Origin of the sequence: Rhizobium sp. L9, from assembly GCF_002531885.1 — a bacterium.
Lineage (GTDB): Bacteria > Pseudomonadota > Alphaproteobacteria > Rhizobiales > Rhizobiaceae > Rhizobium.
This window is the reverse complement of sequence record NZ_NWSZ01000003.1, coordinates 337,464-363,160: the sequence shown is the minus strand read 5'-3', so window position 1 is coordinate 363,160 and position 25,697 is coordinate 337,464. Positions and strand designations below refer to the sequence as shown.

The following is a 25,697-nucleotide window of genomic DNA, read 5'->3' as shown; positions in this document are numbered from 1 at the left end:
CGTTTCTCTTTCTTCCAATCTTCAATTGTCAAATAACCGACGACCAAAAGCCGTCACCAAAACCCGCTCCAAACCTAGGCCCGAAGCAACAAACCAGCAATCCGCCAATCCGCTTGAGTTTCTTAAGAACGAGAGACTTCGTCGCCAGCAGCGCCGCCGCCCTCGTCAGTGAGTGGGCTTATAATCCCACCCCCTTTTCTAAGTCAACAGCCATTCCAAAAGTTTTTTGACATTTTTGTAACAGGCTGATTTTGCAGCTATTTTCTTTGCGTTCTTTATCCACAGGCGGCGTGTTCGCGACAAATTTCCGAAGATTTCTTTATCAGCTGGTCAAAAAATCCCCGAATTGCCGCCCGCAACCGGCGAAAAATCGCGTGAAAACAGCGCTTTGAGCCAATTTATGATTAATCGAGGATTAAATCGAGGCTGGAAGGCGAGCTTAAATTTCCGTCATAAATCAGCAGCTGCAATTTCGGAACCTATCACCGTTTGAGGTGTTTTCTTTCCCATTGAAGGAAGGAGACCGACATGGCTGCCAACACCGATGACATCAGAGCATCTGTCAGCAAGGACATCGCTGCGCTCCAGCAGGAAGTCTCTCGTCTGCAGAAGATGATTTCCGCCCAGGGCGCCGAGGCCTATTACGAAGTGCGCGGTCGCGCCGGCAAGGCCTACGATGAAGCCCTGCCCCGCGCAAAAAACGCCGTCGCCCAAATCCGGGCCGAAGGGGCAGCCGCCGCCGGCGCCGCCCGCGAGCATGCGGCCGCAACGACCACCGCATTGGTGCTTGCCGGGGCGGTCGGTTTCCTCTTTGGCTACCTGCTATCCGGCAATTCACAGCCGCAGCCTCGCCATTGGTGGCACTGAGCGCTCGATCCGCCTCGAAGCCGGCTCTTTTACGCACCCGCCGACCCATTTTCGGCGGCGTGCGTAAACGCTTATGTCTCAGAAAAACCAATTTTTAATGCAAGGGATGGCAACATAAAAAACGAACGGGAGGACAACCAATGGACAATAAGAGGGCCAATTGCATCATTGAAGTCAGCGCCGACGGCGTTAACGGCCGTTACGCGGTCGGCATCATGAATATGCGTCAGGCGCTCGAGCTGCCGGAAATGCCAAGCCTGTCATATACCCATCCCGACCCAGCGAAGGCCGCTGCCGGCATCGTCGTCAGCCGCAAGGAACTGGCAGGCTTCATGGCCTGCCGCTGAGGCGGCGCGACCAACCGGTTTTCGCCCAGACGGCGCTTTATCCGAAGCGCTGACGTCCTTTTGCAACCCTATCATTCCTTAGTTTTCGTTGTCACGCTGGCATCGTTGGGCCGTTCGTGCCAAGAAGCGGCATCGAGGCTGGACAGGGATGGCAGATGAGGGACCGGCGCCCATCGCATAAGACACGCGAGCGGCTGAAGCCTGCCGCCGACACTGCAGGCAAGCGGGTCACCCTTCCGCGCGCCCTTTCCAAACTCGGCTATTGCTCCCGTACGCAGGCCGAACGGCTGATTGCCGAAAGCCGCGTCGCCGTCGACGGCCGTACCGTCAGCGATGCCTCTGCATGGGTCGATCTGTCGACGGCGAGGATCAGTGTCGATGGACTTGTCATTGCCGCCGAGGCGAAAATCTATTTGATGCTCAACAAGCCACGCGGGCTCGTCACGACCCGCCATGATCCCGAGGGCAGGCCGACCGTCTATGATTGCCTCAAGAATTTCGACATCCCGCACCTCTCTCCTGTAGGTCGGCTCGACAAGGCGAGCGAAGGCCTGCTGCTTTTCACCAACGACACCGAGTTCTCCCAGACCTTGCTCGATCCGCTCACCCATGTGACCAAAACCTATCATGTCCAGATCGACCGCCTCATGGACGACGAGGAGATTGCCGCTATGACATCCGGCATCCGTCATGACGGCGAATTGCTGACGGCCACCGCCACACGACGCCTGCGCCAGGGCGACAGAAACTCATGGATCGAGGTCGAGCTCGATGAAGGCCGCAATCGTCAGATCCGTCGTATGCTGGAGGCGCTCGGGGCCGAATGTTTGCGCCTTGTGCGGGTCGCAATCGGCGGGCTCGAACTCGGCGAACTCCCAAAAGGCGCCGTGCGTGCGCTGACCGAAGGAGAATTGCAGGGGTTGCGCCGAAGAGCCGGCATGGAAAGGGCGAGACGTTGACCGATCTGTCGGAGATGGCGCCGCATGACTTTTGGCAGGAGATTCACCCGCCCGGCACCTTTCCCCACGATCGGGAGTTCACGACTTTCTATGTCGCCACGCTGGACGACGGCCGCCAGCTTCGCCTGCCGATACGCGTGTTGGCAGATGGCGATCACGCCCTCGCTTCGCTGATTGTCAACCAGGCGAGCTTCGCCGTCCTCGACGCGCTGGCCGACGGTCTCGCCGAAAAGATCGGACCTATGGGCGTCGACGTCGTCGCCGGCCTGCCGACGCTCGGCTTGACGCTTGCAGCCGCCGTTGCGCAGAAGCTCGGTCACGGCCGCTATGTCCCGCTCGGCACCTCGCGCAAGTTCTGGTACCGCGACGAGCTCTCCGTTCCTCTGTCATCGATCACGACGCCGACACAGGACAAGCGCCTCTATATCGATCCGCGCATGTTGCCGCTGCTGACCGGGCGGCGCGTCGCCCTGATCGATGACGTCATTTCCAGCGGCGCATCGATCGTCTCGGGCCTTGATCTGCTGACGGCCTGCGGCATCGAACCCGTCGTCATAGGCGCGGCCATGCTGCAATCGGAGCGCTGGCGCGACGGCCTCGCAACCGCCGGGCCGCAGTGGGTCGCGCGCGTCCGCGGTGTCTTCGCAACGCCCGTGCTGGAGCGGAATGCCGAGGGCCGCTGGCAGGTTTCGGCCCGACCGAAGACGTGACATCGTTCAATTTTGCCGGCTGACGCCTCTGTACAGCAGATGAGGAACGACTACAGTCCGCCCAAGGCCTGTCACCCGGAAATCTGCAGCGGTTGCGGTACAGCGACATGCCTCCATCGATGGAACACCGGATCCGCCCATGTCGTTTGAGCAAGCATCCCTGCTGATCCTTCTGCTGGTGATGCTCGTTCTCTTCTCGCTCGAACGCATACGCATCGAGGTGACTGCGATTGCCGGCCTGCTCGCCGGCTATGCGCTCGGACTTTATCCAGTCGATCAGATCTTCGCGGGCTTCGCCAGCCCCGTCGTTATCACCGTCGTCGAAATCCTGCTGATCGTCCAGGTGCTCGCACGCGCCAAGCTCTTCGACAACCTCGCTGCGCGTGTCGCAACCGCAAGACCGTCGAACTTCAAGGTCATATCAGGCGCTTCCTCGCTTGCAGGCTTTCTTTCCATCTTCATGAACAATATCGGCGCCTTTGCGATCACCCTGCCGGTGGCGCTGCGGCTCGGCGTGGCGCTCTCAATCCCCCGCCGTCAGCTCGTCATGCCCATCTCGTTTGCAGCCCTGCTCGGCGGCCTCGTCTCGCTGATCGGCACGCCGGCCAACCTGCTCGTCAGCGATGCGCTTGCCAAGACGTCCGGTGCGGGTTTTCATTTCTTCGATTTCAGCTATGTCGGGCTGCCAGTCGCGATCGTCGGCATCCTGCTCATCGCCGTTCGGATCCGATACTTGTTCCCGGAACCCGATACAGTGCCGGCAACGCTCGCCCAGGGCTCGCGGCGCGTCGTCGTCGAACGTCGCATTCCCGATGCTTCGCCGCTGATCGGCACGCGGCTTTCGGAGTGTCCGACCCGCTTCGGCATCAAACCGCACGCGCTGATCCGTGACGGCAATTTCGTGTTTGGCCCGCTCGACCAGTCGATGATCAGGGCGGGCGACGTGCTGCTTGCCGAAGGCGCCGATGACATCTTTGCCGGCCTTGCCGCCACACAGGCCCTGGTGGCAGATGCCCATCTGAATATTCGGCCGCCAAATTTCACCCGGGTCGAAACCGTCGTCATGCCCGAAAGCACGCTGGTGGGTTCGCGCGTCAGTTCACTCGAAGTCTTTCACCATAGGGGCATCGCAGTCACTGCTCTTTCCATGCGCACACCGCGCATCGAAGGCCGCTTTCTCGATCTGCAACTGTCGATCGGCGATATATTGACACTGGAAGGGCCACGTACGGCAATCGCCGAAGCGCTGGAGGAAAGCGAGTGCCTGCCGCTTGCTCCGACAGGTTCAGCTGAACCGGCCCTCCTCTCCTGGCGGCCTTTCGCATTGTTTGCCTGCGGCGTCGCCGCGTCGGCGGCGGGCCTGCATCCCGAGGTCGCTTTTGCGGGTGTCGTCCTCGTCCTCGCTTTGCTCAATCATCTCAATATCCGCCAGGCGATGGCCGACCTCAACTGGCCGATCATCATCATGCTCGCGGCGATGATTCCGATCGGCCAGGCAGTGGCCAGCACCGGAGCGGCCGAAGCGATTGCCGGCTGGCTGAGCCTCATCGTGCCGGTTAACCATGCGCTTTCGGGCATCGCCCTCATCCTCTTCCTCGCAATGGCGCTGACGCCCTTCGTCAACAACGCGACGGTCGCAATCGTGCTCGCCCCGATCGCACTCGAATTTGCGAGGATCGGGCGGCACCCACCCGACGCCTATCTGATCGCGGTCGCCCTCGGGGCCTCGCTCGATTTTCTGACGCCCTTCGGCCATCACAACAATACGCTGGCGATGGGCATCGGCGGTTACCGCTTCATCGACTTCCTGCGGGCCGGCTGGCCGCTTGCCGTCGCAACTTACGGCCTCGCTCTGTTTCTTCTGGCTCTGTTCTGGCTGTGATGCGATACTTCCGCTCGGCTTGACTTCGCCGGTAATGAAACTAGAGCAGGAAGCCATCAGCCAAATACAAGGACAGTCGAGCGCCGTGCGAATCCTCTCCGAAGCCCATTTCCCGGAACTGCCGAACTACTATCGCGGCAAGGTGCGCGAGAATTACGACCTTCCCGACGGACGCCGCATCATCATCAGCACAGATCGGCTGAGCGCTTTCGACCGCATTCTCACCTGTATTCCGTATAAGGGTCAGGTGCTGACGCAGACGGCGCGTTACTGGTTCGAGGCGACGAGGGACATTTGCCTGAACCACGTGCTCGACTATCCCGATCCGAATGTGGTCATCGGCAGGCGGCTCGACATCCTGCCGGTTGAAATCGTCGTGCGCGGTTATCTCGCCGGCACCACCGGCACCTCGATCCTGACCCTCTATAAGAAGGGTGAGCGGGAAATGTACGGCATGCGTCTGCCGGACGGCATGCGCGACAATCAGATCCTGCCGGAACCCGTCATCACGCCGACGAGCAAGGAATTCGACGGAGGCCATGACGAGCCGCTGACGCCTGCGGAAATCGTCACGCGAGGCCTTCTGACCAGCCAGCAGTGGGAAACCTTGTCGAAATATGCACTCGCGCTCTTTGCCCGCGGCCAGGAAATGGCCGCGAAGCAAGGCCTGATCCTCGTCGATACCAAATATGAATTTGGCACCGATGGCGACGGCAATATTATCCTCGCCGACGAGATCCACACGCCGGACAGCAGCCGCTACTGGCTTGCCGAAACCTATCCGGCAAGTTTTGCCGCTGGCAAGCGCCCGGATAGTTTCGACAAGGATTTCGTCCGTGCGTGGGTGGCGGAGCGCTGCGACCCTTATAAGGACGAGATTCCAGAAATCCCCACCGGACTGATCGAGCAGACCTCGGCCGTCTATATCAGAGCCTACGAGGCGATAACCGGCGAGCGCTTTGTTCCTGACAATAGCGGCGAGACGCCGCTTGCCCGTGTCCGCAGCAACCTCGCCCCCTATTTCCCCTGAAAAGGCGACGTACGAAAGCCGCCGGGCCTTGCATCGGCTTGGCAGTTTTCGCTGAATAGCGCTAGCATCGGCAAAAAAGGAGTACCGGGCGCGGCCCGGCGGGGGACGGATGGCAAGAAGGCCGAGGCGCAAGGCCGAGGAAACGCGACAGGACATCCTCTCGATGGCGGAGATGCTGTTTCGCGAACGTGGCTTCGCCGCAGTGTCGATCGCCGATATATCAGCTGCGCTGCGCATGTCGCCCGCCAATGTCTTCAAGCATTTCCGTTCCAAGGTGGCGCTGGTCGATGCCATCGCCGGGCGCCATCTCGACAATGCCGCCGAGCGTTTTGTCCCCCTCGACCAGAACATGCCCGCGAAAGAGCAACTGCTCCGCTTCGTCCTGCGCCTGCTGGAGGGTCATCTGCAGGATATCCAGAAGAACCCTTACATCTTCGAAATGGTGCTCTCGACCATCGAAGCCAAACTCGAAGCCGGCAATCGCTATCGCGCCCGTATCGAGGAGAAACTCGGCGAGATCATCCGCAAAGGCATGGTGGAAGGACGTTATCACTGCCGCGACCCTCAGCGTGCCGCACAGACCGTCGCCGATGTGCTGGCCTGCGTGTTGCACCCTGTCCTCATCGTTCGCGACGACACTGAGACACTGGTGCGTCGTGCCGAGGAAATCGTCGGCTTTGTCGATGCCGCACTGCAAAATAGCGCTTGCTAAGTGACGGTTGCTGAATTACGTCACTTCGTAAAGATTTTGCTAGACCCGGGACTATGGCATTAGAGGCCAAGTTCATCCTGACGCTTAAATAAGCCTGCCTCGGCCCGGCCGAGCCCGTGGATCGACGGCGATTGCCACCGCATGAAGGAATTAGAATGATTCGGCGTGCCGTTCTCATCTCCTCGGCCCTGATGGCCGGCGCATTGCTTGGCGCCTGCAGCGACAACGCCGGCAAGCCCGCGGGCGATGCCGGCGCGGCCGCGCAGCAGGCAACCCCCGTCGGGGTGATCGCCCTGGCGAAGGCGAGTTTCCCAATCACGACAATTCTTCCTGGCCGCGCCGAAGCCTTCCAGACGGCCGATATCCGGCCGCAGGTGAGCGGCATTATCCGCGAAATCGCCTTTAAGGAAGGCGGAGAGATCAAGAAGGGCGACCTTCTTTATCAGATCGAAGATGCGCCCTATATCGCCGCCGTCGAGCAGGCCAAGGCGGCCATCTCCAAAGCCGAGGCGAGCGTGCCGAGCGCTGAAAGCAATCTCGAACGCTACCAGCGCCTCGTCGGCAGCGGCGCCACCCAGATCGAATATGAAACGGCCAGAACGACGCTTCTCCAGGCGAAGGCGGAGGTCGAGTCGGCAAAGGCTGCCCTTTCCGCGGCACAGATCGACCTCGACCATACGAAGATCGTCGCACCCTTCGACGGCGTCATCGACCAGACCGCCTACAATATCGGCAATGTCGTCTCGGCCAACCAGACGACGGCGCTGACGACGATCCGGCAGCTCGATCCGATCTACATCTCGCTCACCGAGTCGAGCACCAATCTGCTGAGGCTGCGCGATGCGATGGCCGCCGGCGATATCAAGGGCGCGGAGAATGTCGCCTTCCACCTGATTCTCGAAGACGGCAAGGAATATAATCAGCAGGGCAAGCTCGACATGTCGAAGCAGGTGGTCAGCGAGACCACAGGCACCTTCATCATTCGTGTGCTTTTCCCCAATCCCGATCGTATCGTGCTGCCCGGCATGTATGTCCGCGCCACGGTCGAGCTCGGCGCCGAAACCGGTTATGCGCTGCCGCAGCTGGCAACGAGCCGCGACGCCAACGGCCGGCTGACGGCGCAATTCGTTTCCGCCGACGGCAAGGTCGAAACCCGCGCCTTTGAGAACAGCTCGCCCTCCAACAATTCCTGGCTGGTGACCGAAGGCATCAAAGACGGCGATCAGCTGATCGTCACCGGCCTCCAGTCGGTCACGGCAGGCATGCCGGTGAAGCCGGTTCCGATGAAGATCAACGACAATGGCGTGGTCGTGGCTGCCGAGCAGCCCGCGGCCGGTGACGCTGAGAAGCCCGCAGCGAAGTAATCGCTCCGAGCCCGCATCGTCACCGTCTCAGCCGCACAGGAACAATCGATGGCCAAGTTTTTCATCCGACGTCCGATTTTCGCCTGGGTCATTGCGATCACCATCATGCTCGCCGGCCTTCTGGCGATCTTCACCCTGTCGATTTCGCAATATCCCGACATCGCCCCGACGACGGTCCGCATCAACGCCACCTATCGCGGCGCCAGCGCCGAGACCGTTGAAAAATCGGTAACGACGATCATCGAAGACGGCATGACCGGCCTCGACGACCTCACCTATATGACTTCGACTTCGTCGACCGGATCGGCCAGCATCCAGCTCACTTTCGGAACCAGCATCGATCCCGACATCGCCCAAGTGCAGGTGCAGAACAAGCTGCAGCTGGTTCAGTCGCAGCTTCCGGGCGATGTTATCGATGCCGGCATCAGCGTGACGCGCTCGACCTCGAGCATCCTCCTCGTCGGCTCGCTCGTCTCAACTGACGGCAAGCGCAATTCGGTCGATCTCGGCAACATCATGTCGACCTCCATCGAGGATCAGATCCAGCGCCTGGAAGGCGTCGGCAGCATCAACGTCTTCGGTTCCGGATACGCCATGCGCATCTGGCTCGATCCCTTCAAGCTAGTGAAATATCAGCTGACGCCGAGCGACGTCACGGCGGCGATCCAGGCGCAGAACACTCAGGTTTCCGTCGGTTCGCTCGGCGCCCAGCCGGCGATGTCAGGTCAGCAGCTCAACGTCACCATCACTGCGCAAAGCCAGCTCACCACCGTCGCCGACTTCGAGCACATCATCCTGAAGGTCGAAAAGGACGGCGCGACCGTGCGCCTGAGCGATGTCTCGCGCATCGAGATCGGTCAGGAGAGCTACGGCGGCAGTTCGCGTTACAACGGCCTGCCTTCGAGCGGTTTTGCCGTCAACCTCGCGATCGGCGCCAACGCCATCGATACGGCCGCACGCGTTCGATCCGCACTCGATGTCATCGGCCGCACTCTGCCGGAAGGCGTGAAGATTACCTATCCCTACGACACGACGCCCTTCGTGGAACTGTCGATCGAGAAGGTCGTGCATACGCTGATCGAGGCAATCGTGCTCGTCTTCGTGGTGCTGCTCGTCTTCCTGCAGAATCTTCGGGCAACGCTGATCCCGACTATCGCCGTTCCCGTGGTATTGCTGGGCACCTTCGGGGTGCTGGCGGCCACCGGCTATTCGATCAATACTTTGACGATGTTCGCCATGGTTTTGGCCATCGGTCTTTTGGTCGACGATGCGATCGTCGTGGTCGAAAACGTCGAACGCATCATGTCCGAAGAGAAGCTTTCGCCGCTCGAAGCGACGGAGAAATCGATGGGCGAGATCACCGGCGCCATCGTCGGCATTGCGCTCGTGCTAACTGCCGTCTTCATTCCGATGGCCTTCTTCGGCGGCTCGACCGGCATCATCTATCGCCAGTTTTCCATCACCATCGTCTCGGCCATGCTGCTGTCGGCGCTCGTCGCCATCGTGCTGACACCGGCGCTCTGCGCCACGATGCTGAAGCCGGTCAGCGAACACCGGAAACACCGCGTCGGCGATTGGTTCAACCGCAACTTCACGCGCTCGACCAACGGCTATGTCAGGGCTATCGGCTATCTCTTGAAGCGCCCGATCCGCGTCATGCTGGTCTTCCTTCTCGTCGGCGCCGGCTGCGCCTACCTCTTCACCCGGCTGCCGAGTTCTTTCCTGCCGCAGGAAGATCAGGGCGTGCTGCTGACTATCGTCACCACGCCGCCGGGATCGACGACGCAGCAGACTCAGGCCGTCGTCGAGAAGGTGGAAAACTATTATCGCGAGAATGAGAAGGATGCCGTCGAATCCGTCTTCGGCGCACTCGGCTTTGGCTTCAACGGCTCCGGTCAAAACAGCGCCATCGTTTTCACCAAGCTCAAGGATTTTTCGCTGCGCACTGATCCAATTCTGAGCGCCCAGTCGGTTGTCAACCGGGCGCTGCGCAGCTTCTTTGCGATGCGCGAGGCACAGGTCTTCGCGCTCCTGCCGCCGGCGATTCAGGGCCTCGGCGTGTCGAGCGGCTTTTCCATGTATCTTGTCGATACCGGCGGCCACGGCAACGACGCCCTGACGGCTGCTTCCAAGCGGCTGATCCAGATGGGCAACAGCTCGGGTAGGATCGTGGCGCTGCGCAGCAGCAACAAGGAAGTCGAGCCGCAAATGCGCATCGTGCTCGATCAGGAAAAGATCGGCGCCATGGGCGTCGACATCGCCTCGGTCAATTCGATGCTGTCGATCATCTTCACCGGCCGCGATGTCAACGACTTCACGCTGAACGGCGAGATCAAGCCGGTCTATGTCCAGGGCGACGCGCCGTTCCGCATGCAGCCGGACGATCTTAATCACTGGTATGCCCGCAACACGGCCGGCGAGATGGTGCCCTTCTCCGCCTTTACCAAAACCGAATGGGTGAAGGGCGCACCTTCGCTTGCCCGCTTCAACGCCGTCAGCGCGATTCCGCTCGACGGTGCCGCCGCGCCCGGCGTGTCCTCCGGCGATGCCATGAACGAAATGGAAGAGCTGACCGAGCAACTCGGCGGCGGTTACACGGTGGCCTGGCAGGGCATTTCCTATCAGGAGCGCCTTTCCGGCTCACAGGCGCCGATGCTCTATGCGATCTCGGTACTCGTCGTCTTCCTCTGCTTGGCAGCACTTTACGAAAGCTGGTCAATCCCTTTCTCGGTGATCATGGCAGTGCCGGTCGGCGTTCTCGGCGCCCTGGCGGCGGCAACACTCTTCGGCCAAGCCAACGATGTCTATTTCAAGGTCGGATTGCTCACCACGATCGGCCTGGCGGCTAAGAACGCGATCCTGATCGTCGAATTCGCCAAGGATCGCATGGAAAGCGGCATGGGCCTTTTCGAGGCGACACTGGAGGCGGCGCGGCTGCGCCTGCGGCCGATCATTATGACATCGCTTGCCTTTATCCTCGGCGTTGTGCCTCTGGCGATCGCTACGGGCGCGGGCTCTGCGGCCCAGAACGCTATCGGCCTCGGCGTTCTCGGCGGCATGCTGTCGGCAACGATGCTCGGAATTTTCTTCGTGCCGTCCTTCTACATCGTCATTCGACGCATCTTTGCCACACGCAACAAAAATGCGGCAGGAGTGTGATATAAATGCACTGTGATAATGCTGTTCCGATTGCTACATTGCGCCCGACTGCTTCGGTGTGTGTGTTTGTGGTAGGACGAGGCGCGGCTGCGATAGTGAAGCATGAAGCTTCGGACAAGAATTGACTTGCTCGAGTACAGGATGAAATGAATGGTATCTCTTCGTTTTGCCACACCGGCATTATTGTTATTACTGTCGGGCTGCGTTGTTGGCCCGGATCATGCTCCTCCTGAAATGCCGCTGCCCGCCAAATTCGGAGAAGGCGGCACGAAAAGTGTCGGTGACGTTGCTACCGCAGCCTGGTGGACGGCCTTCAACGATCCCAAATTGAATGGTTATGTCCAGGCCGGGCTCGAGCAGAATCTAACGGTCCAGCAGGCAATCGAACGCATTAATGCGGCCTCTGCAAACGTCACCACCGCCGGCGCAGGCGCCCTGCCGAACCTGAATGTCGGCGCTTCGCACACGGTCAGCGGTCAGAAGGGCGAGCTGCGCTCGCAGTTCGACACACGCAACACCAGTGCCGGCGAAGTCCAGCTGACCTGGCTGCTCGATCTCTTCGGCCTCTACAAGCGCAGCACCGAAAGTGCGCTCGCTTCGCTCGATTCGGCATACGCATCCGCCGACGTCGCCAAGCTGACTCTCGTGCAGGATCTTGTCTCCAGCTACATCGATGTTCGCTACTATCAGCAACGCCTGGCGCTTTCGAGGGCCAACCTGAAGTCCCGTCAGGAAACCTACGAGCTGACCAAGTTCCAGCTTGAAGCCGGCGCCGCCTCGCGTCTCGACGTCGTTCAGGCCGAAGGCCTCGTACAGTCGACGCTCGCCGAAATTCCCGGCCTCGAAACCAACATCCGTATATCCGCCCATCACATCGCCACGCTGCTTGGCCTGCCGGCCTCGGCCCTCGTCGACGAGCTGCTGAAGGGTCGCGGTCAGCCGGTCTTCCGTGGCGGCATCAATTCGGGCATCCCGGCGGACCTGATCCGCAACCGTCCCGACATTCGCGTCGCCGAGCGTGATCTCGCCGCCGCAACGGCCAATATCGGTGTTGCCGAGGCGCAGCTCTATCCGAGCATTTCGCTCAGCGGCTCGATCTCGCCGTCCTACATCAACCAGCGCGGCATCCATGGCGACCTGACCCCCTGGTCCTTCGGCCCGACCCTCAACCTGCCGATCTTCGATGGTGGCCGTCTGCGCGCCAACGTCAAGTCGGCGCAGTCCACTGCCGCGACCGCCTACCTCAACTGGAAGTCGACGGTGCTGACCGCGGTCGAACAGGTCGAGAACGCACTCGCCGCTGTCCGCCGTGACGCCCGCACGGTCGCAGCCCTACAGGCTCAGGTCAAGACCACGCAGGAAACGCTCGAACTCTCGACCGCGTCCTACAAGGACGGCGCCTCCTCGCTGCTCGACGTTCTCGATGCACAGCGCCAGGTCTCGCTTGCCCAGGCAAGCCTTGCCCAGGCCGTCCAGCAGATGGCCAAGGACTACGTCTCGCTGAACATTGCGGTCGGCGGCGGCTACGCGCCCGGCGGCAAGACCACAGCAGCGGTGACGCCGGTGCCGGCAAAGGCCAAGAGCTGATCGGCATTTCGCCTTTCTGGAAATGCGAAACCCCGCGATCACCTCGCGGGGTTTTTTCATGCCCGACAATATCCCGGAATAATCGGGCACCAGACGAATTTGGATTGGACAAGCGGAGACGGCTGCTGTAGCAGTGATTAAACGATTAATCAGAATGCATCAGATCATGGCTGCATCGCGCTCCGGACCGAACCTCAGCAGGATAGCGACCTCGCTCGGCGTCTCTATTGCCACGGTCTCCAATGCGCTTTCCGGCAAAGGCCGGGTCTCCGGCCAACTGGTCGAACGGATCCGCGAACATGCCGCCGAACTGGGTTATGTCCCAAGCCAGGCCGGCCGCGCGCTCAGAACCGGCCGCAGCGGCGTTCTCGGCCTGGTGTTGCCGGACATCGCCAATCCTCTGTTCCCGAAGATCGCACAGGCGATCGAATTTGCCGCCTCCACCGCTGGTTACGGTGTTCTAATCGCCGACTCCCGCGGCGATGCTGCCACTCAGACCGAGGCGATCAATCGTCTCGTCGAACGCGGCGTCGACGGCATGGTCATTATTCCCCGCCGCGCCACCCGCATTTTGTCCGCCGCCTGCCCAGTCGCTCTCATCGATACCCCCTCGACGCCAGGCAACACCGTTTCCGCCGACCATTGGCAGGGCGGCCGCGAAATCGCTCTCCATCTCGCGGCCCTCGGCCACCAACGCATCCTCATCATCGGCAACAATCAGGAGTCCAGCGTTCAGAACGATCGCGCCGATGGAATTCGCACCGGAATGCACGCGGGCATGCATGCCGAAACGCTATGGATCGGGAAGGTAGAGCAGGATGGCGGCAGCGGCTGTCCGCTCGGCCTTGCCGAAAAGGTGCGGGAGGGTTTTACCGCTTTCGCGGCTCTCTCCGATCTGCAGGCATTACGCGCGCTGACCGAGCTGCAGCAAGCCGGCATCAGCGTTCCCGGCGATGTCAGCGTCACCGGCTTCGACGACCTCATCTGGTCGCCTGTTGTCACACCGTCGCTGACGACGGTCAGAATGGACATGGATAGAATTGCGGGGATTGCCGTGTCGGCGCTGGCCGACACCATCAGAAAAAGCCGCACCCGGGAAGGCGTTCTCGTGATCGCGGAAATCGAACGCGTCGCAATGCAGCTGATTGTCCGTCAATCATCCGGGCCTGCGAGCCCGGCACCAAGAACCTCAGAGATGGAGAACATGTAAGATGAAAAAAGCTCTCATGGCGTCCGCGGCACTCGCCGCACTTTGGCCGTTTGCCGCCTCCGCAGCTGAACGGACGCTGACCATTTCCGTCTATGCCTTCGCGCAGGACGACTTCAAGACGCTGGTCTATGAACCGTTCGAAGCCCAATGCGGCTGCAAGCTGGTGGTCGAGACCGGCAACAGCGTCGAGCGGCTGGCAAAAATGGAGGCGAACAAGGCCAACCCCGTGGTCGATCTCGCCGCCGTTTCGATGGCGGACGCGCTTGCCGCGTCGCGCGCCAGCCTGACCGACAAGATCGATACCGCGAAGCTTGCCAATTTCGCCAAGCTCTACGACGTCGCCAAGGACCCGAACGGCGACGGCATGAGCGTTGGCTACACTTTCTATGCCACGTCGATCGCTTATCGTTCCGACAAGATGAAGATCGAGTCCTGGGCCGATCTCCTGAAGCCGGAATATGTTGGCCATGTCGCCTTCCCGAACGTCACCACCAATCAGGGCCCGCCGGCGCTCTACATGCTGGGCCTGGCGCTCGGCAAGGATACGCCCGATCTGCAAGGCCCGATCGCAGCGCTGGGCGACAAGAAGGACGACATCGTCACCTTCTACGAAAAATCCTCGCAGCTCGTGCAACTGATGCAGCAGGAGGAAATCTGGGCAGCCCCCATCGGCCGTTTCTCCTGGGCCGGCTTCACCAAGCTCGACCTCCCCATTGCCTGGGCAACACCGAAAGAGGGACAGACCGGCGGCATGAACGTTCTCGTGCTGACCAAAGGTTCGAAAAACCAGGATCTCGCCATGCAGTTCATGGATTTCTGGCTCTCGACCGAGACCCAAACCAAGCTCGCCGAAAAGCTGATCGACAGCCCAGCGAATAGCGAGGTCAAGCTTTCGGACGCTGCCGCCGGCAACCTCACCTATGGCGAGGAGACGGCCAAGGGCCTCAAGCTGATCCCTTCCGCCATCGCCCTCGACAACCGCGCCGGTTGGCTGAAGACCTGGAACGAGAAGGTCGGCCAGTAGAGCCCGCATGAATCCGCCCCGGCCGCTCGCCGGGCCATCTCCTCTCCTGGAAAGGCGTCTCATGTTCCAGAACCGCGCGGAAGCCCTGGCGCTTGCCTTGCCGGCAGCAGTTTTTGCAACGGTGGTCTTTCTGCTGCCCGTCGCAATCCTGCTGTCGGAGGGGTTTCGCGCCGATGGTGCCTGGACGCTGTCGGCCTATACCGTCTTCTTTTCCGAGACGCTGAACCGCACCGTTTTCCTGCGCTCCTTCCGGCTCGCCCTCGAGGTCACCGCCGTCTCGGCCGTCATCGGCTACGCCGCGGCCTTTGCGATCGTCAACCTGCCGGCGAACGGCAAAGGCCGCATGATCGGCTTGGTCACCCTGCCGCTGATGATCTCGCCGGTGGCGCGCACCTATGCCTGGATCGTCATTCTCGGCCGCACTGGCATCGTCAACAAGGCGATCACGGGCCTCGGTTTCAGCGACGACCCGCTGCGCCTGCTCTTCACCGAAACCGCCGTCTTCATCGGCCTCCTGCAGCTCTTCCTGCCGCTGATGATCCTGTCGTTGATCAGTGCGCTGGAAAACATGCCGAGGGATGCGATCCCGGCCGCCCGCGTGCTCGGCGCCAACTGGTTCCAGGTCTTTTGGAAGGTCGTCCTGCCGCTCACGTGCGAGGGCCTCGTCATCGGCGGCACGCTCGTCTTCACCGGCTCGCTCACCGCCTACATCACCCCCGCCATCCTCGGCGGTTCCAAGGTGCTGATGCTCGAAACTTTGATGTATCAGCAGGTGTCCGTCGCAAACGATTTCGTCTCGGCAAGCGTCATCGCCTTCATTCTGATCGTCATGAGCTTTGCCGCCAACATCCTGCTGAAACGCCTTGCGACGGCGAGGAGACGCAGATGAGCATCCGTCTCCTATCGCCTGTCGTCCTCTTCCTGCTGCTTGTTTTCCTGATCGGCCCGTTTCTGATCATCATCGCCGCCTCGCTCTCGGCTGGTGACACGCTGGCTTTCCCGCCGCAGGGCCTCTCGCTACGCTGGGTGATGAAGGTCTTCACTATTGAAAGCTTTCGCGACAGCTTCGCCATGTCGATGTTCCTTGCCGTTTTCGGAACACTGGCAGCCCTCATCCTCGGCATCCCCGCCGCCTATGCCCTGTCGCGTTACCCGCTGCCCGCAGCAGAGACCGTCCGCACCATCGTCTCGCTGCCGATCATCGTCCCCGGCATTATCGTCGGCCTGGCATTGCTGCGTTATCTCGTCGTGCCCTTCGGCTTCAACATCACGCTTGCGCTCTTCTTTGCCCATGCGGCCCTCGTACTGCCCTATGCCGTGCGCGTCGTGTCGGCGAGCCTCGATAATCTGCGCTCGGATATCGAGGAGGCAGCCGTCCTGCTCGGCTCCTCCAGGCTCGGTGCCTTTTTCCGCGTGGTCATGCCGAATATCCGCGGCGGCATCCTGGCCGCCTTCATCCTCGGCTTCGTCACCAGTTTCAATCAGGTGCCGGTCTCGCTCTTCCTTTCCGGCCCGGGTGTCCGAACCCTGCCGATCGATATGCTGGGCTATATGGAAACCACCTACGATCCTTCCATCGCGGCGCTCTCCGCCCTTCTCGCTTTCCTCTCGATCGGCATCGTCTTCCTCGCCGAACGCTTCCTGGGATTCTCGCGTTATGTTTGATGCCTATCTCCAACTCGACAAGCTGACGCTTCGCTATGGTGACACGGTCGCCGTGAGAGATCTCGACCTTGCGATCGCCAAGGGCGAGCTCGTCGCCCTTCTCGGCCCCTCCGGCTGTGGCAAGACGACAGCGATGCGCGCCATTGCCGGCCTGCTGAAGCCCGCATCCGGTCGCATCGGCCTCGACGGCGCCGATATAACCGGCGTCTCCGCCAACAAGCGCGCCGTCGGCCTCGTCTTCCAGTCATACGCGCTGTTCCCGCATCTGACGGTCTACGAGAACGTCGCCTTCGGCCTGCGCCTCAAAGGCGTTTCGGGCGCGGATCTCGATGCCCGCGTCGGCGCCGGCCTGAAATCCGTCGGCCTCACCACTTTCGCCGGCCGCAAGCCCGCCGAACTCTCCGGCGGCCAGCAGCAGCGTGTCGCACTGGCGCGATCCATGGTGATGGAGCCGAAGGTCCTGCTGCTTGACGAACCGCTCTCCAATCTCGACGCCCGGCTTCGCCTCGAAATGCGCGCTGAATTGCAGCGCGTGCAGAAGGAGACCGGCGTCACCATGATCTTCGTCACTCACGACCAGGTCGAGGCCTTGGCGCTCGCCGACCGCATCGTCGTCATGCTGAACGGCAGCATCGAACAGATCGGCACGCCGGAGGAGATCTATAACAATCCCGCCTCCGCCTTCGTCGCCGATTTCGTCGGCTTCGAAAATGTCTTCGCTCTGAAAGACGGAAAGCTTGTGACGCCGCACGGCCCCGCAGCACTCTCCGATCCGCCGCCCCAAGCTGCGGCCGGCCTGGCTTGGCGCCCGCGTACGGTGACCCTCGGCTCCGGTCCGTTCCAGGGCAAAGTGCACGGCACGTCTTTCGCCGGCAACACACGCGAATACCTCCTTCATACGCCGCTTGGGCCTATCAAGGCTGAAATCGACGCGAGCCTGCCGCCGCACGAGATCGGCAGTGCGCTCGCCTTCGATCTGCCGGTCGCCGGCGCGGCCAACCTCAAGCGCTTCGGGTGACATCATGGGTGTGTGGATCGATACCGACATGGGCTTCGACGACATCGCCGCCATTCTGGTTGTGGCGCAGTCGAAATATCAGATCGACGGCGTCTCGCTGGTCTTCGGCAACACGCCGCTGCCGCAGGTGAGGATGAATGCAGCCGGCGCCGCCGGCGCCTTCGACTGGACGTTCCCCGTCCATACCGGGCGTGCTGCACCCGTTCTCGGCAAACTCGAAACCGCCCAGGCGATCCTCGGCGAAACCGGCATTCCGACATCCGGCAAGAGCCTACCGAAAGCCGCCGCCCTTGCCGAGAGCGACGCCTTCTCCGCGCTCTGCCGCTGGCTCGAGGGCAACGGACCACACCGCATCCTGGCTCTCGGCCCCCTGACCAATATCGCCGCCGTGGCGCTCGCACGCCCCGATCTTGCCGCATGTATCACCGAACTCGTCTGGATGGGCGGCGGCGTCACATCGGGCAACCATACGGCCTCCGCCGAGTTCAACGCGCTCGCCGATCCCGAGGCGCTGGCGATCGTTATCGCCCATGGCCTGCCGCTGCGCATGATCGATCTCGACCTCTGCCGCAAAGTGCTGGCAAGGCCCGAGGATGTCGAGCCGGTACTCAGTGCCGGTGGCGCAAATGCCGAACTGATCGGCGACATGTTCGCCGGCTATATAAGCATCGGCACCAGTCGCGGCCGTCCCGGCATGGCAATTTACGATCCCTCCGCCGCCGTGGCCTTCGTCGCCCCCGATATCGTCAGCTTCCGCCCCGCGCGCATCGACGTCGAACTGCAGGGCGCCCTCACCCGTGGCCGCACCGTCGTCGAGACCCGCGCCACGCATGCGACCTTCAACGCCCAATTCGCCGCCGATATCGACGTTGAGAAGGCGCGTACCATCATTCTCGCCGCCCTGATCAATGAGGCCCGCAGATGAACGTCATTGCTCGTCAGGAACCTTTCGATCTCAACGATCCAGCCTTGCGCGCCCGCGCCGTTGCCGCCGCCCGCGGCGACGCCCCGTTCGATATGCTGATCACCGGCGGTCGCCTGCTCGATACGGTGACGGGCCTGATCCGCGAGGCTGATATCGGCCTCGTCGGCGCGCTCATCGCCAGCGTCCATGCCCCGGCGAGCCGCATGGACGCGGTCGAAATCATCGATGCGACTGGCGGCATCCTGACGCCGGGCCTGATCGATACGCACATGCACGTCGAAAGCTCGATGGTAACACCCGCCGAATATGCAAGCGCCGTGCTGCCGCGCGGTGTCACCACGGTCGTGTGGGATCCGCATGAATTCGGCAACGTCCACGGCCTCGACGGCGTGCGCTGGGCAATCGAGGCGGCACGTGCTCTGCCGCTGCGCATGATCCTGCTCGCCCCCTCCTGCGTGCCGTCTGCGCCGGGCCTGGAACTCGCCGGCGCCGATTTCGATGCCGCCGTCGTCGCCGAGATGCTGCGTTCTCCTGCTGTCGGCGGCGTTGCCGAAGTCATGAACATGCGCGGCGTCATCGACGGCGATCCGCGCATGAGCGCCATCGTCAACTCAGGCCTTGCCTCCGGCAAGCTCGTCTGTGGCCATGCCCGCGGCCTCACCGGCGCGGACCTCAACGCCTTCATGGCAGCGGGCGTCACGTCGGACCACGAACTCACCTCCGGCGCCGATCTTAGCGCCAAACTTTCCGCCGGTCTGACGATCGAACTGCGTGGCTCTCACGACCATCTCTTGCAGGAATTCGTCGAGGTGCTGAACGGCCTCGGCCATCTGCCGCCAACCATTACGCTCTGCACCGACGACGTCTTTCCCGATGAACTCTACCAAAGCGGCGGCCTCGATGATGTCGCCCGCCGCCTGGTGCGCTATGGCATGAAACCGGAATGGGCACTGCGCGCCGCGACCTTCAACGCCGCTGAGCGGCTGAAGCGTTCCGATCTCGGCCTTGTCGCCTCCGGCCGCCGCGCCGACCTCGTTCTCTTCGAGGATCTCACGGAATTCCGAGCACGCCTCGTCATATCAGATGGCCGCGTCGTCGCCCGCAACGGCAGCATGGAGGCGACCGTTCAGCCGCTCGATACGGCGCCGCTGATCAAGTCCGTGAAGCTGCCGCTGCTGACCGACGACGATTTCCGCATCCCCGCGAAAGGCAAGCGCGCCCGCGTCGCCACCATCGACCGCCCACGCTTCACTCAATGGGGAGAGGCGGAAACGGATATCCGGGACGGCTTCGTCGTGCCGCCTGTCGGCGGCGCCATGATCGCCGTCGCCCATCGCCACGGAAAGGCCGGTGGCAACCCGCGCAACGGTTTCCTCAGCGGCTGGGGCGAATGGCGCGGCGCCTTCTGCACCACCGTCTCGCATGATAGCCACAACCTCACCGTCTTCGGCGGCAATGCAGCCGACATGGCGCTCGCCGCAAACGCTGTCATAACAGCCGGCGGCGGCATGGCGGTCGCCAAGGACGGCCAAATCGAAGCGATCCTGCCGCTGCCGCTCTCCGGCCTCGTCACCGACGCCTCACTGAAGGACACCGCCTCAGCCTTTGCAGACATCCGTAAGGCCATGGGCAAGATCGTCGATTGGAAGCCACCTTACCGCGTCTTCAAGGCCTGCTTCGGCGCGACACTCGCCTGCAATGCCGGCCCGCATCAGACGGACCGGGGGATTGCGGATGTGGTGACGGGGAAGGTGCTGGAAGATCCGGTGCTGGAAATTTTCTAGGCAGGGACGCACGGATCAAAAGCGAGCGGGAGTGCCGTGCAATCCGCCTACGGGCGCCTGCCGCCGTGACCAACAAAACTCATTGCCCATTCCGAAATGGACGTTTGGAATCAATGAGTCCTGACCAGGCCGAAAGGCAGCACGTTATCAGATTCAAGCTGGGCTGCCGGCGCGGGCCGTCCGATGTAATATCCCTGGATCTGGTTGATTCCGTACTGCTGCATCAGCCGCTGATGTTCAATGGTCTCAACGCCTTCAATGAGTATCCTCACGCCGCGATTGCGCAGCAGGCTGATGATGTCAAGCAACATCCTCTTGCCTTTTTCCGTATGGCAATCATGGAGGAAGGATCGATCGATCTTGACGGTGTCGAATTCGATCAGGCGAAGCCACGAGAGCCCGGCGAAGCCTGTGCCGAAGTCGTCCAGCCAGACTTGAGCGCCCAACCTCCTCAGGTCGCTGATGCAACGAACCACGGTCTGGTCGATTTCCAGCTCAACGCCTTCGGTAATTTCGAAAGCAAGCCGAGCCCCCGTCACGCCGAATTCTGCCAGCGTCGCGGCGACATAGCTGGCGAAACCCGGCATCTTGAGCTCAATCGGCGAAACGTTGACGCTGGCAACTTGCACCAAGCCGGTCGCCAACAGGTCTCGGCAAACGGTGCGAATTGCCCACCGGCCGAGTTCAACGATCGAACCTGTCCTTTCCGCAACAGGAATAAACATAGCAGGTGACACCTGCGTCCCGTCCAACATCCTCAAACGCATCAAAGCTTCAACGCCGTCCGTCTTGCCTGTCTGAATGTTGCGAATTGGCTGATAGACGAGGGAGACAAGGCCGTGTTCAATCGCGATTTTCAAGGTCGCGGCTATATCCTCGCTGTCATCGCTCCTCTGCGGGTCTTCGGGATCGAAAACCACGAGGGTGTTGCGACCCGATGCCTTGGCGGCATAAAGCGCGCGATCAGCTTCATGAATGACCTTGTCGACCTGCTTGGTTTCACCCCTGGTATAGGACACGCCGACACTCACAGTGATGACGGTGGTCCCGTCTCGCCTGTGCTCGTGTGGCCAAGCCAGTTCTCGAACGGCAGCACAAATCGCTTCTGCGAGTTCGGTCGCTCTTTCCGAATTCAGCATTGGTGTGATGAGGATGAATTCCTCACCCCCGTATCGTCCGATGATCGAGTCCCAGGACGAGGCCACACTTTGGAGAAGCTGCGAGACAGCGACAAGGCACCGGTCGCCGTCTTGATGGCCATAGCAGTCGTTGTAATGTTTGAAATAATCGACATCGATGAGCAGCACGGCAAAGGGCGCCCTCTGGTCCTGCCAGCGTTGCCAATAATCACGCAGCCGTTGGTCGATCGCCCGGCGATTTTCCAGGCCGGTCAGCGAGTCGGTGTTTGAGAGATGCAAAAGCGCCTTGCCCCTTTCCTCGGCGGCGGCTTGCTGCAAACTCGCTTCAAGAGCATTCAGGAAAACTTTATAGCGTTCTCTGTTGAGTTGAAGGTTTACGTAAGACGTAAAAACAAAGCAGGAAATGCAGAACGCACCGAGGATCAGCTTGTAAAGAAGCAACATAGGCGCGAATAGATAGAGCGCGCCGATGAAGATGAGCATGTTCGTTACGGAGGCCGCAAGAGCTAGTGGAAACCGGAAACTGAAGAACAAGTTGACGCTCATCATGAAGATCGAGCCAAAAACCATATAATATGAGAAGGCGTCTCTGACCGTGGTCATCTGTGCCGTCAGAAGCCAGACTAAATAAGCCGCTAGCACGGACGTCGCCGCCGCCATATCGACCGTATCGGCCTTTGCTTTGCGGTAGAGCAAGAACTCCAGCATGCATATCGCACCGACGCCAACCGCCAATCGGCCGGCGATCGTGTACCGGACGACATCGCCAATAAAAAGGTAGTCAGTGAAAGAGTATGCAAGGTAAGCAGCCACCGCTATCCAGAGGCCGTTGCGCGTAGCGGTCTTTCGGCCGCTCTCGCTCTTCTTCTTGTAAAGGCGACGCAACTGTTCTGACGATAGCGTCGGCCCTATGGTGGCGACTGCGGTCTCGGCTAACACGTGCATCATGCCCCTGCCACCCAAAATAATGCAGCATTGCCCTACGCAGACTGCTAGCTAACGCTGGATAGCCCCCCGCAGACTCCACATCAACCGATAACGCTGCACCGAGCTTCCGGCGGGCAGAGTATCTGTCGGGTTCACTAATATTTTCTAAAATTAAAACGTGCATTTCGACTGCGCTCCAACCTTGACGCTTGACCTTCATGAGTATGATGAAGATTTTACTCAATGTTTAAATCATTATCCCCAATGAGGTTTCCGTGGCTCAGCCCCTCTTTTCTCTTGATGGCCAAAGCTTGATTACACCGCAGTCAGTCAGCAATAAGTTCCCCTCACCTCACCACCATAATGAAACGGACCTCCTGCGGACGGCAGAGGCCGAGTTTGCGATTCTCATCAACATTGCAATGCAGCGGTTCAGCGCCGGGAAAGACCTGCCTGGTGCAGTCAGGTGGTTGATCGGTCAGCTTCATGACGTCCGCCAAAAATTCGGTGCTGCTGTATGGCAAAAGCTCATCCCATTCATTCAGGCCCATCCCTCGGCAAAGATTCTGCAGCAGTGCCCGTTCACTCGTTGGTCCTTTGAAAAACCTCGCGGCTATTCCGGTGACGCCAGTCTTATAGACTTTATTTATGGGCATCCGGCGGTCGCCGAAGAAGTTGCCAGATCCACGCTTCTCGGCCTGGATATCTTTGAATACACGATCAATGCGCCCGGCCCGGTAGCGGTCAGGGAACGTCGCGACATTCTGACCCGCTACGTTGATGACACCGCCGCGCGAAGGGGGTCGGACGCCGAAGTTCTGGCCATCGCCGCGGGTCACCTTCGCGAAGCGGAGGCATCAAAGGCGCTTGCAGAAGGCCGCCTTAAGCGCTGGGTTGCTCTTGATCAGGATCCGCAAAGCATTGGTTCGATCGCGAGCCAATTCCATGGGACTTCTGTCGAGCCTATCGATGGATCGGTGCGCGGTTTGCTCGCGCGCAAACATCAGCTTGGCACCTTCGATCTGATCTACGCAGCAGGGCTGTACGATTACCTCGCCGATAAAGTAGCAATTCGGCTCACTCAGATTTGCATGGAAATGCTGAAACCGGGCGGCGTCTTTCTATTTGCCAACTTCTCCGATGAGATGGCGGATGACGGATACATGGAATCCTACATGAACTGGGAGCTCCTCCAGCGTTCCGAGGCCGACATGTGGCGTATTGCCAATAGTAGTGCGGCGGAAAACACCGTTGAGAAGACAGTCTGGTTCGGTGCCAACCGTAACATCATTTACAGCACCATCAGGAAGCTGTCGTAAGTCGGGATGGCCGCCCGGCCTCGCTGCTGCAGACCGGCCGGGACATCCGCATCAAGGGAGAGTTAGCAAGCGTCAAAGACAGACGGAGCAATCGGATCGCGAGGACGCAGCAGGGCCACTCCGCGACATGCTGATGACGAGGCCGCGGCGAGCGCAAAGAACTGGAGCATTTGGCGCCAAAATCCACTAATTTCGGCATTCCTGTTCCTGGCGGGCGTCGCAGTGAGTGGCTTCGTGCTGTTGGCATCTCGCTGGCTTCGCCGCTCGGACGGATCCACTACACGCTCTTCCTCCGACCCGTGCTGTTTCACCATTGGCAGCGCTCGTGGGCATGGCTGGCGGCAGCAGCGCTGGTGATCCCGGTCCCCGTCATACTCGGTTACTTCGGGGCTTTCCGTTTGAACCAGCTGCCGGCAGGATCCGTTACGCCTGGGCGCTCGTGCTGATGCTCATCGGCCTGATCGCCGCGGAGGTGAAAAAACAGGCTGCGCCGGCTCTGGAAGCCTTTCTGCGGTAAATGCGCCAATCGGCCGTCTCCCGCACCAGCGCATAGTGGCGGGCGATATAGTGGGCATAAAGATCGCGCAGCCCGTTGCCCGTCCAGATCTCGATCGGCCATTTCGGATCGAGGATAAGATCGACGTCGGCGAACATCTCTTCCGCGGCCAGATGATCATACGGCCCAAGAGTTCGCCCCCAATGATACCAGACGCTGTCGCCCGCGGGCGGCGTCAGCCCCAGGCCGGCGGAGAAGGGATTGACGAAATCGAGAACCGCGACGCGCTCGTCACCAGACATGAGTTGCGACAGGATGGTCGAAGCGTCCACCAGTGTCCTGTTGTATTCCTCAAAATATTCGTATTGGCCGGCGCTCCACATCTCAACGAGCCTGATCTCGGAAAACGCCGGCAGCGGGATCGCTTTGCCTCGGGCGCCGGCAGCGTAATAGGCGTGAATTGCGAATGATGCAGCGTTGCCGACGGTGGCGGGCAATAGCAGGAACCCCACGAGTAGCGGCAGCGCGAACCGCGCTTTCCTGAATCGGGAGAGCGGCTTGGCGCGAAAGAGGCTTTCCGTGATGATGGCGGCGCTTGCACCCAGAGTCAGAATACCGACGGTCTGGAAATTCTGCCCAATCAAGAGGATTCCGGTCGTGCCGCAGAAGGCAACGAAGAGCAGATGCCGATAGCTCGCCGTCAGGTTGAGAACGATGAGCACGACTGTCAGATAGACAAGAAGGTCGGCGAGATTGTTCCGTACCAAATGACCGAGTGCGGTCAACGTCAGAACGCCGCCGCTGTTCTTTGCTGAAAGGCCAAGGTCAGCAAGGTAGTTGAACCCGCCGCGCCAGACGATTTCAATCGCGATGACGCTGAAGGCGATCATCCCCAGCGCCAACCTCACCCAACCGATCTGGCGACGATCGAAAAGCATGAACAATAGGAAGCCAAGCCCTACGACCCCATAGGTCATTTTGGTGTAGAGCATCAGCAACACAAGGAAACTGGCGCATGCCGCATCGACTGCTTTGCGACTCCCGGCGGCCGGCAATCGAGGCAGATACATCACCAACAAAAAGCCGAGCGACGCCCATCCAATCCGGTTGTAGAACATGGCAAAAGTTAGCTCCCCTATCCGCTCGCCCGGATTCGCGGGAGCCGCAACTATCAGGAGCAGGAAGAGCGCAAGCGGGAGTCCGAACGCCTTATGCATCCGGCCGCTCACGATTTCCGCGGCAATGGCTGTAAGCAGGAGGACCACTATCGCCATTCCAGACGGCATCGCGCCGCCCAGATTGTCCGACAAGCCATAGCCGGCAGCGGGAATATAAAATGTCAGCGGCCCGAGCGATGAATGGAAATCCACATTCGGCACCTGGCCACGCACGATGCGATGAGCACCATCCAGGAAAACGAAGAGATCGTTGACGTACTTGGTCGTCGCCGTTCGGCCAGGCAAAGCGAGAAGGGCGGCGAGAACGAAACCCATGCCGACGATGACAACCCACGACCGGCTCAACCGTGACGCCAGGGGCGATGCGGCGTCTGCCGTTTCCACCGACCTTTCCG

General features: G+C 60.8%; 21 protein-coding genes. 19 read left to right on the top strand and 2 right to left on the bottom strand.

The window, feature by feature from the left end; all coding sequences use genetic code 11:
* The 18 genes from CO660_RS33585 to CO660_RS03500 form a co-directional block, all read left to right on the top strand.
* Positions 1-230: hypothetical protein (locus tag CO660_RS33585; protein WP_210421944.1), on the top strand; the 230-nt coding region annotated here is incomplete at its 5' end.
* A gap of 298 nt (positions 231-528) precedes the next feature.
* The gene (locus tag CO660_RS03580; protein ID WP_085779272.1) at positions 529-867 is read left to right on the top strand and encodes a hypothetical protein; all 339 of its coding nucleotides are present in this window, start codon (positions 529-531) and stop codon (positions 865-867) included.
* Between the two features lie 140 nt (positions 868-1,007).
* Positions 1,008-1,214: a hypothetical protein gene (locus tag CO660_RS03575; protein WP_085779273.1), complete on the top strand. Its 207-nt coding sequence runs from the start codon at positions 1,008-1,010 to the stop codon at positions 1,212-1,214.
* 155 nt (positions 1,215-1,369) lie between these two features.
* On the top strand, positions 1,370-2,173 hold the full coding sequence (locus CO660_RS03570; RefSeq protein WP_097597426.1) for a pseudouridine synthase: 804 nt from the start codon (positions 1,370-1,372) through the stop codon (positions 2,171-2,173).
* Positions 2,174-2,187: 14 nt separating this feature from the next.
* Complete coding sequence (locus CO660_RS03565) at positions 2,188-2,883, top strand: phosphoribosyltransferase (protein ID WP_097597470.1); 696 nt, start codon at positions 2,188-2,190, stop codon at positions 2,881-2,883.
* Positions 2,884-3,022: 139 nt separating this feature from the next.
* Positions 3,023-4,765: an SLC13 family permease gene (locus CO660_RS03560; RefSeq protein WP_097597423.1), complete on the top strand. Its 1,743-nt coding sequence runs from the start codon at positions 3,023-3,025 to the stop codon at positions 4,763-4,765.
* A gap of 85 nt (positions 4,766-4,850) precedes the next feature.
* Positions 4,851-5,795, top strand: a complete 945-nt coding sequence (locus CO660_RS03555) for a phosphoribosylaminoimidazolesuccinocarboxamide synthase (protein WP_097597421.1) — start codon at positions 4,851-4,853, stop codon at positions 5,793-5,795.
* A gap of 109 nt (positions 5,796-5,904) precedes the next feature.
* Positions 5,905-6,507, top strand: a complete 603-nt coding sequence (locus tag CO660_RS03550) for a TetR family transcriptional regulator (protein ID WP_097597418.1) — start codon at positions 5,905-5,907, stop codon at positions 6,505-6,507.
* Positions 6,508-6,662: 155 nt separating this feature from the next.
* Positions 6,663-7,871, top strand: a complete 1,209-nt coding sequence (locus tag CO660_RS03545) for an efflux RND transporter periplasmic adaptor subunit (RefSeq protein ID WP_097597417.1) — start codon at positions 6,663-6,665, stop codon at positions 7,869-7,871.
* Between the two features lie 48 nt (positions 7,872-7,919).
* Positions 7,920-11,030 (top strand): efflux RND transporter permease subunit, encoded by a 3,111-nt coding sequence (locus tag CO660_RS03540; RefSeq protein ID WP_097597414.1) that lies wholly within the window; start codon positions 7,920-7,922, stop codon positions 11,028-11,030.
* Positions 11,031-11,180: 150 nt separating this feature from the next.
* Positions 11,181-12,617, top strand: coding sequence for an efflux transporter outer membrane subunit (locus CO660_RS03535; protein WP_085779280.1), 1,437 nt, complete (start codon positions 11,181-11,183; stop codon positions 12,615-12,617).
* 166 nt (positions 12,618-12,783) lie between these two features.
* A complete protein-coding gene (locus CO660_RS03530; protein ID WP_097597468.1) occupies positions 12,784-13,827 on the top strand; it encodes a LacI family DNA-binding transcriptional regulator in 1,044 nt (347 codons plus the stop codon).
* Position 13,828: 1 nt separating this feature from the next.
* Positions 13,829-14,851, top strand: coding sequence for an ABC transporter substrate-binding protein (locus tag CO660_RS03525; RefSeq protein ID WP_097597411.1), 1,023 nt, complete (start codon positions 13,829-13,831; stop codon positions 14,849-14,851).
* Between the two features lie 61 nt (positions 14,852-14,912).
* Positions 14,913-15,740 carry an ABC transporter permease gene (locus CO660_RS03520; RefSeq protein ID WP_097597408.1) on the top strand — a complete coding sequence of 276 codons (828 nt, stop codon included), beginning with the start codon at positions 14,913-14,915 and terminating at the stop codon, positions 15,738-15,740.
* Positions 15,737-16,516, top strand: a complete 780-nt coding sequence (locus tag CO660_RS03515) for an ABC transporter permease (protein WP_097597405.1) — start codon at positions 15,737-15,739, stop codon at positions 16,514-16,516. Before CO660_RS03520 ends, CO660_RS03515 begins: the two co-directional genes overlap by 4 nt.
* Positions 16,509-17,534, top strand: a complete 1,026-nt coding sequence (locus tag CO660_RS03510) for an ABC transporter ATP-binding protein (RefSeq protein WP_097597403.1) — start codon at positions 16,509-16,511, stop codon at positions 17,532-17,534. The genes CO660_RS03515 and CO660_RS03510 overlap by 8 nt, the downstream gene beginning before the upstream one ends.
* A 4-nt stretch (positions 17,535-17,538) precedes the next feature.
* The gene (locus tag CO660_RS03505) at positions 17,539-18,459 is read left to right on the top strand and encodes a nucleoside hydrolase (RefSeq protein ID WP_097597401.1); all 921 of its coding nucleotides are present in this window, start codon (positions 17,539-17,541) and stop codon (positions 18,457-18,459) included.
* Entirely contained in the window at positions 18,456-20,243 is a 1,788-nt protein-coding gene (locus CO660_RS03500; RefSeq protein WP_097597400.1) for an adenine deaminase C-terminal domain-containing protein, read from the top strand. Before CO660_RS03505 ends, CO660_RS03500 begins: the two co-directional genes overlap by 4 nt.
* A gap of 110 nt (positions 20,244-20,353) precedes the next feature.
* On the opposite strand, the gene CO660_RS03495 is transcribed toward CO660_RS03500, so the two are convergent.
* Positions 20,354-22,330 carry a GGDEF domain-containing phosphodiesterase gene (locus tag CO660_RS03495; RefSeq protein ID WP_176536216.1) on the bottom strand — a complete coding sequence of 659 codons (1,977 nt, stop codon included), beginning with the start codon at positions 22,328-22,330 and terminating at the stop codon, positions 20,354-20,356.
* A gap of 254 nt (positions 22,331-22,584) precedes the next feature.
* On the opposite strand from CO660_RS03495, the gene CO660_RS03490 reads away from it, so the two are divergent.
* Positions 22,585-23,628 (top strand): class I SAM-dependent methyltransferase, encoded by a 1,044-nt coding sequence (locus tag CO660_RS03490; protein ID WP_097597398.1) that lies wholly within the window; start codon positions 22,585-22,587, stop codon positions 23,626-23,628.
* Between the two features lie 423 nt (positions 23,629-24,051).
* Here the strand turns inward: CO660_RS03490 and CO660_RS03485 are convergent, their stop codons facing one another.
* A complete protein-coding gene (locus CO660_RS03485; RefSeq protein ID WP_245421287.1) occupies positions 24,052-25,686 on the bottom strand; it encodes a hypothetical protein in 1,635 nt (544 codons plus the stop codon).
* Between the last annotated feature and the right edge of the window lie 11 nt (positions 25,687-25,697).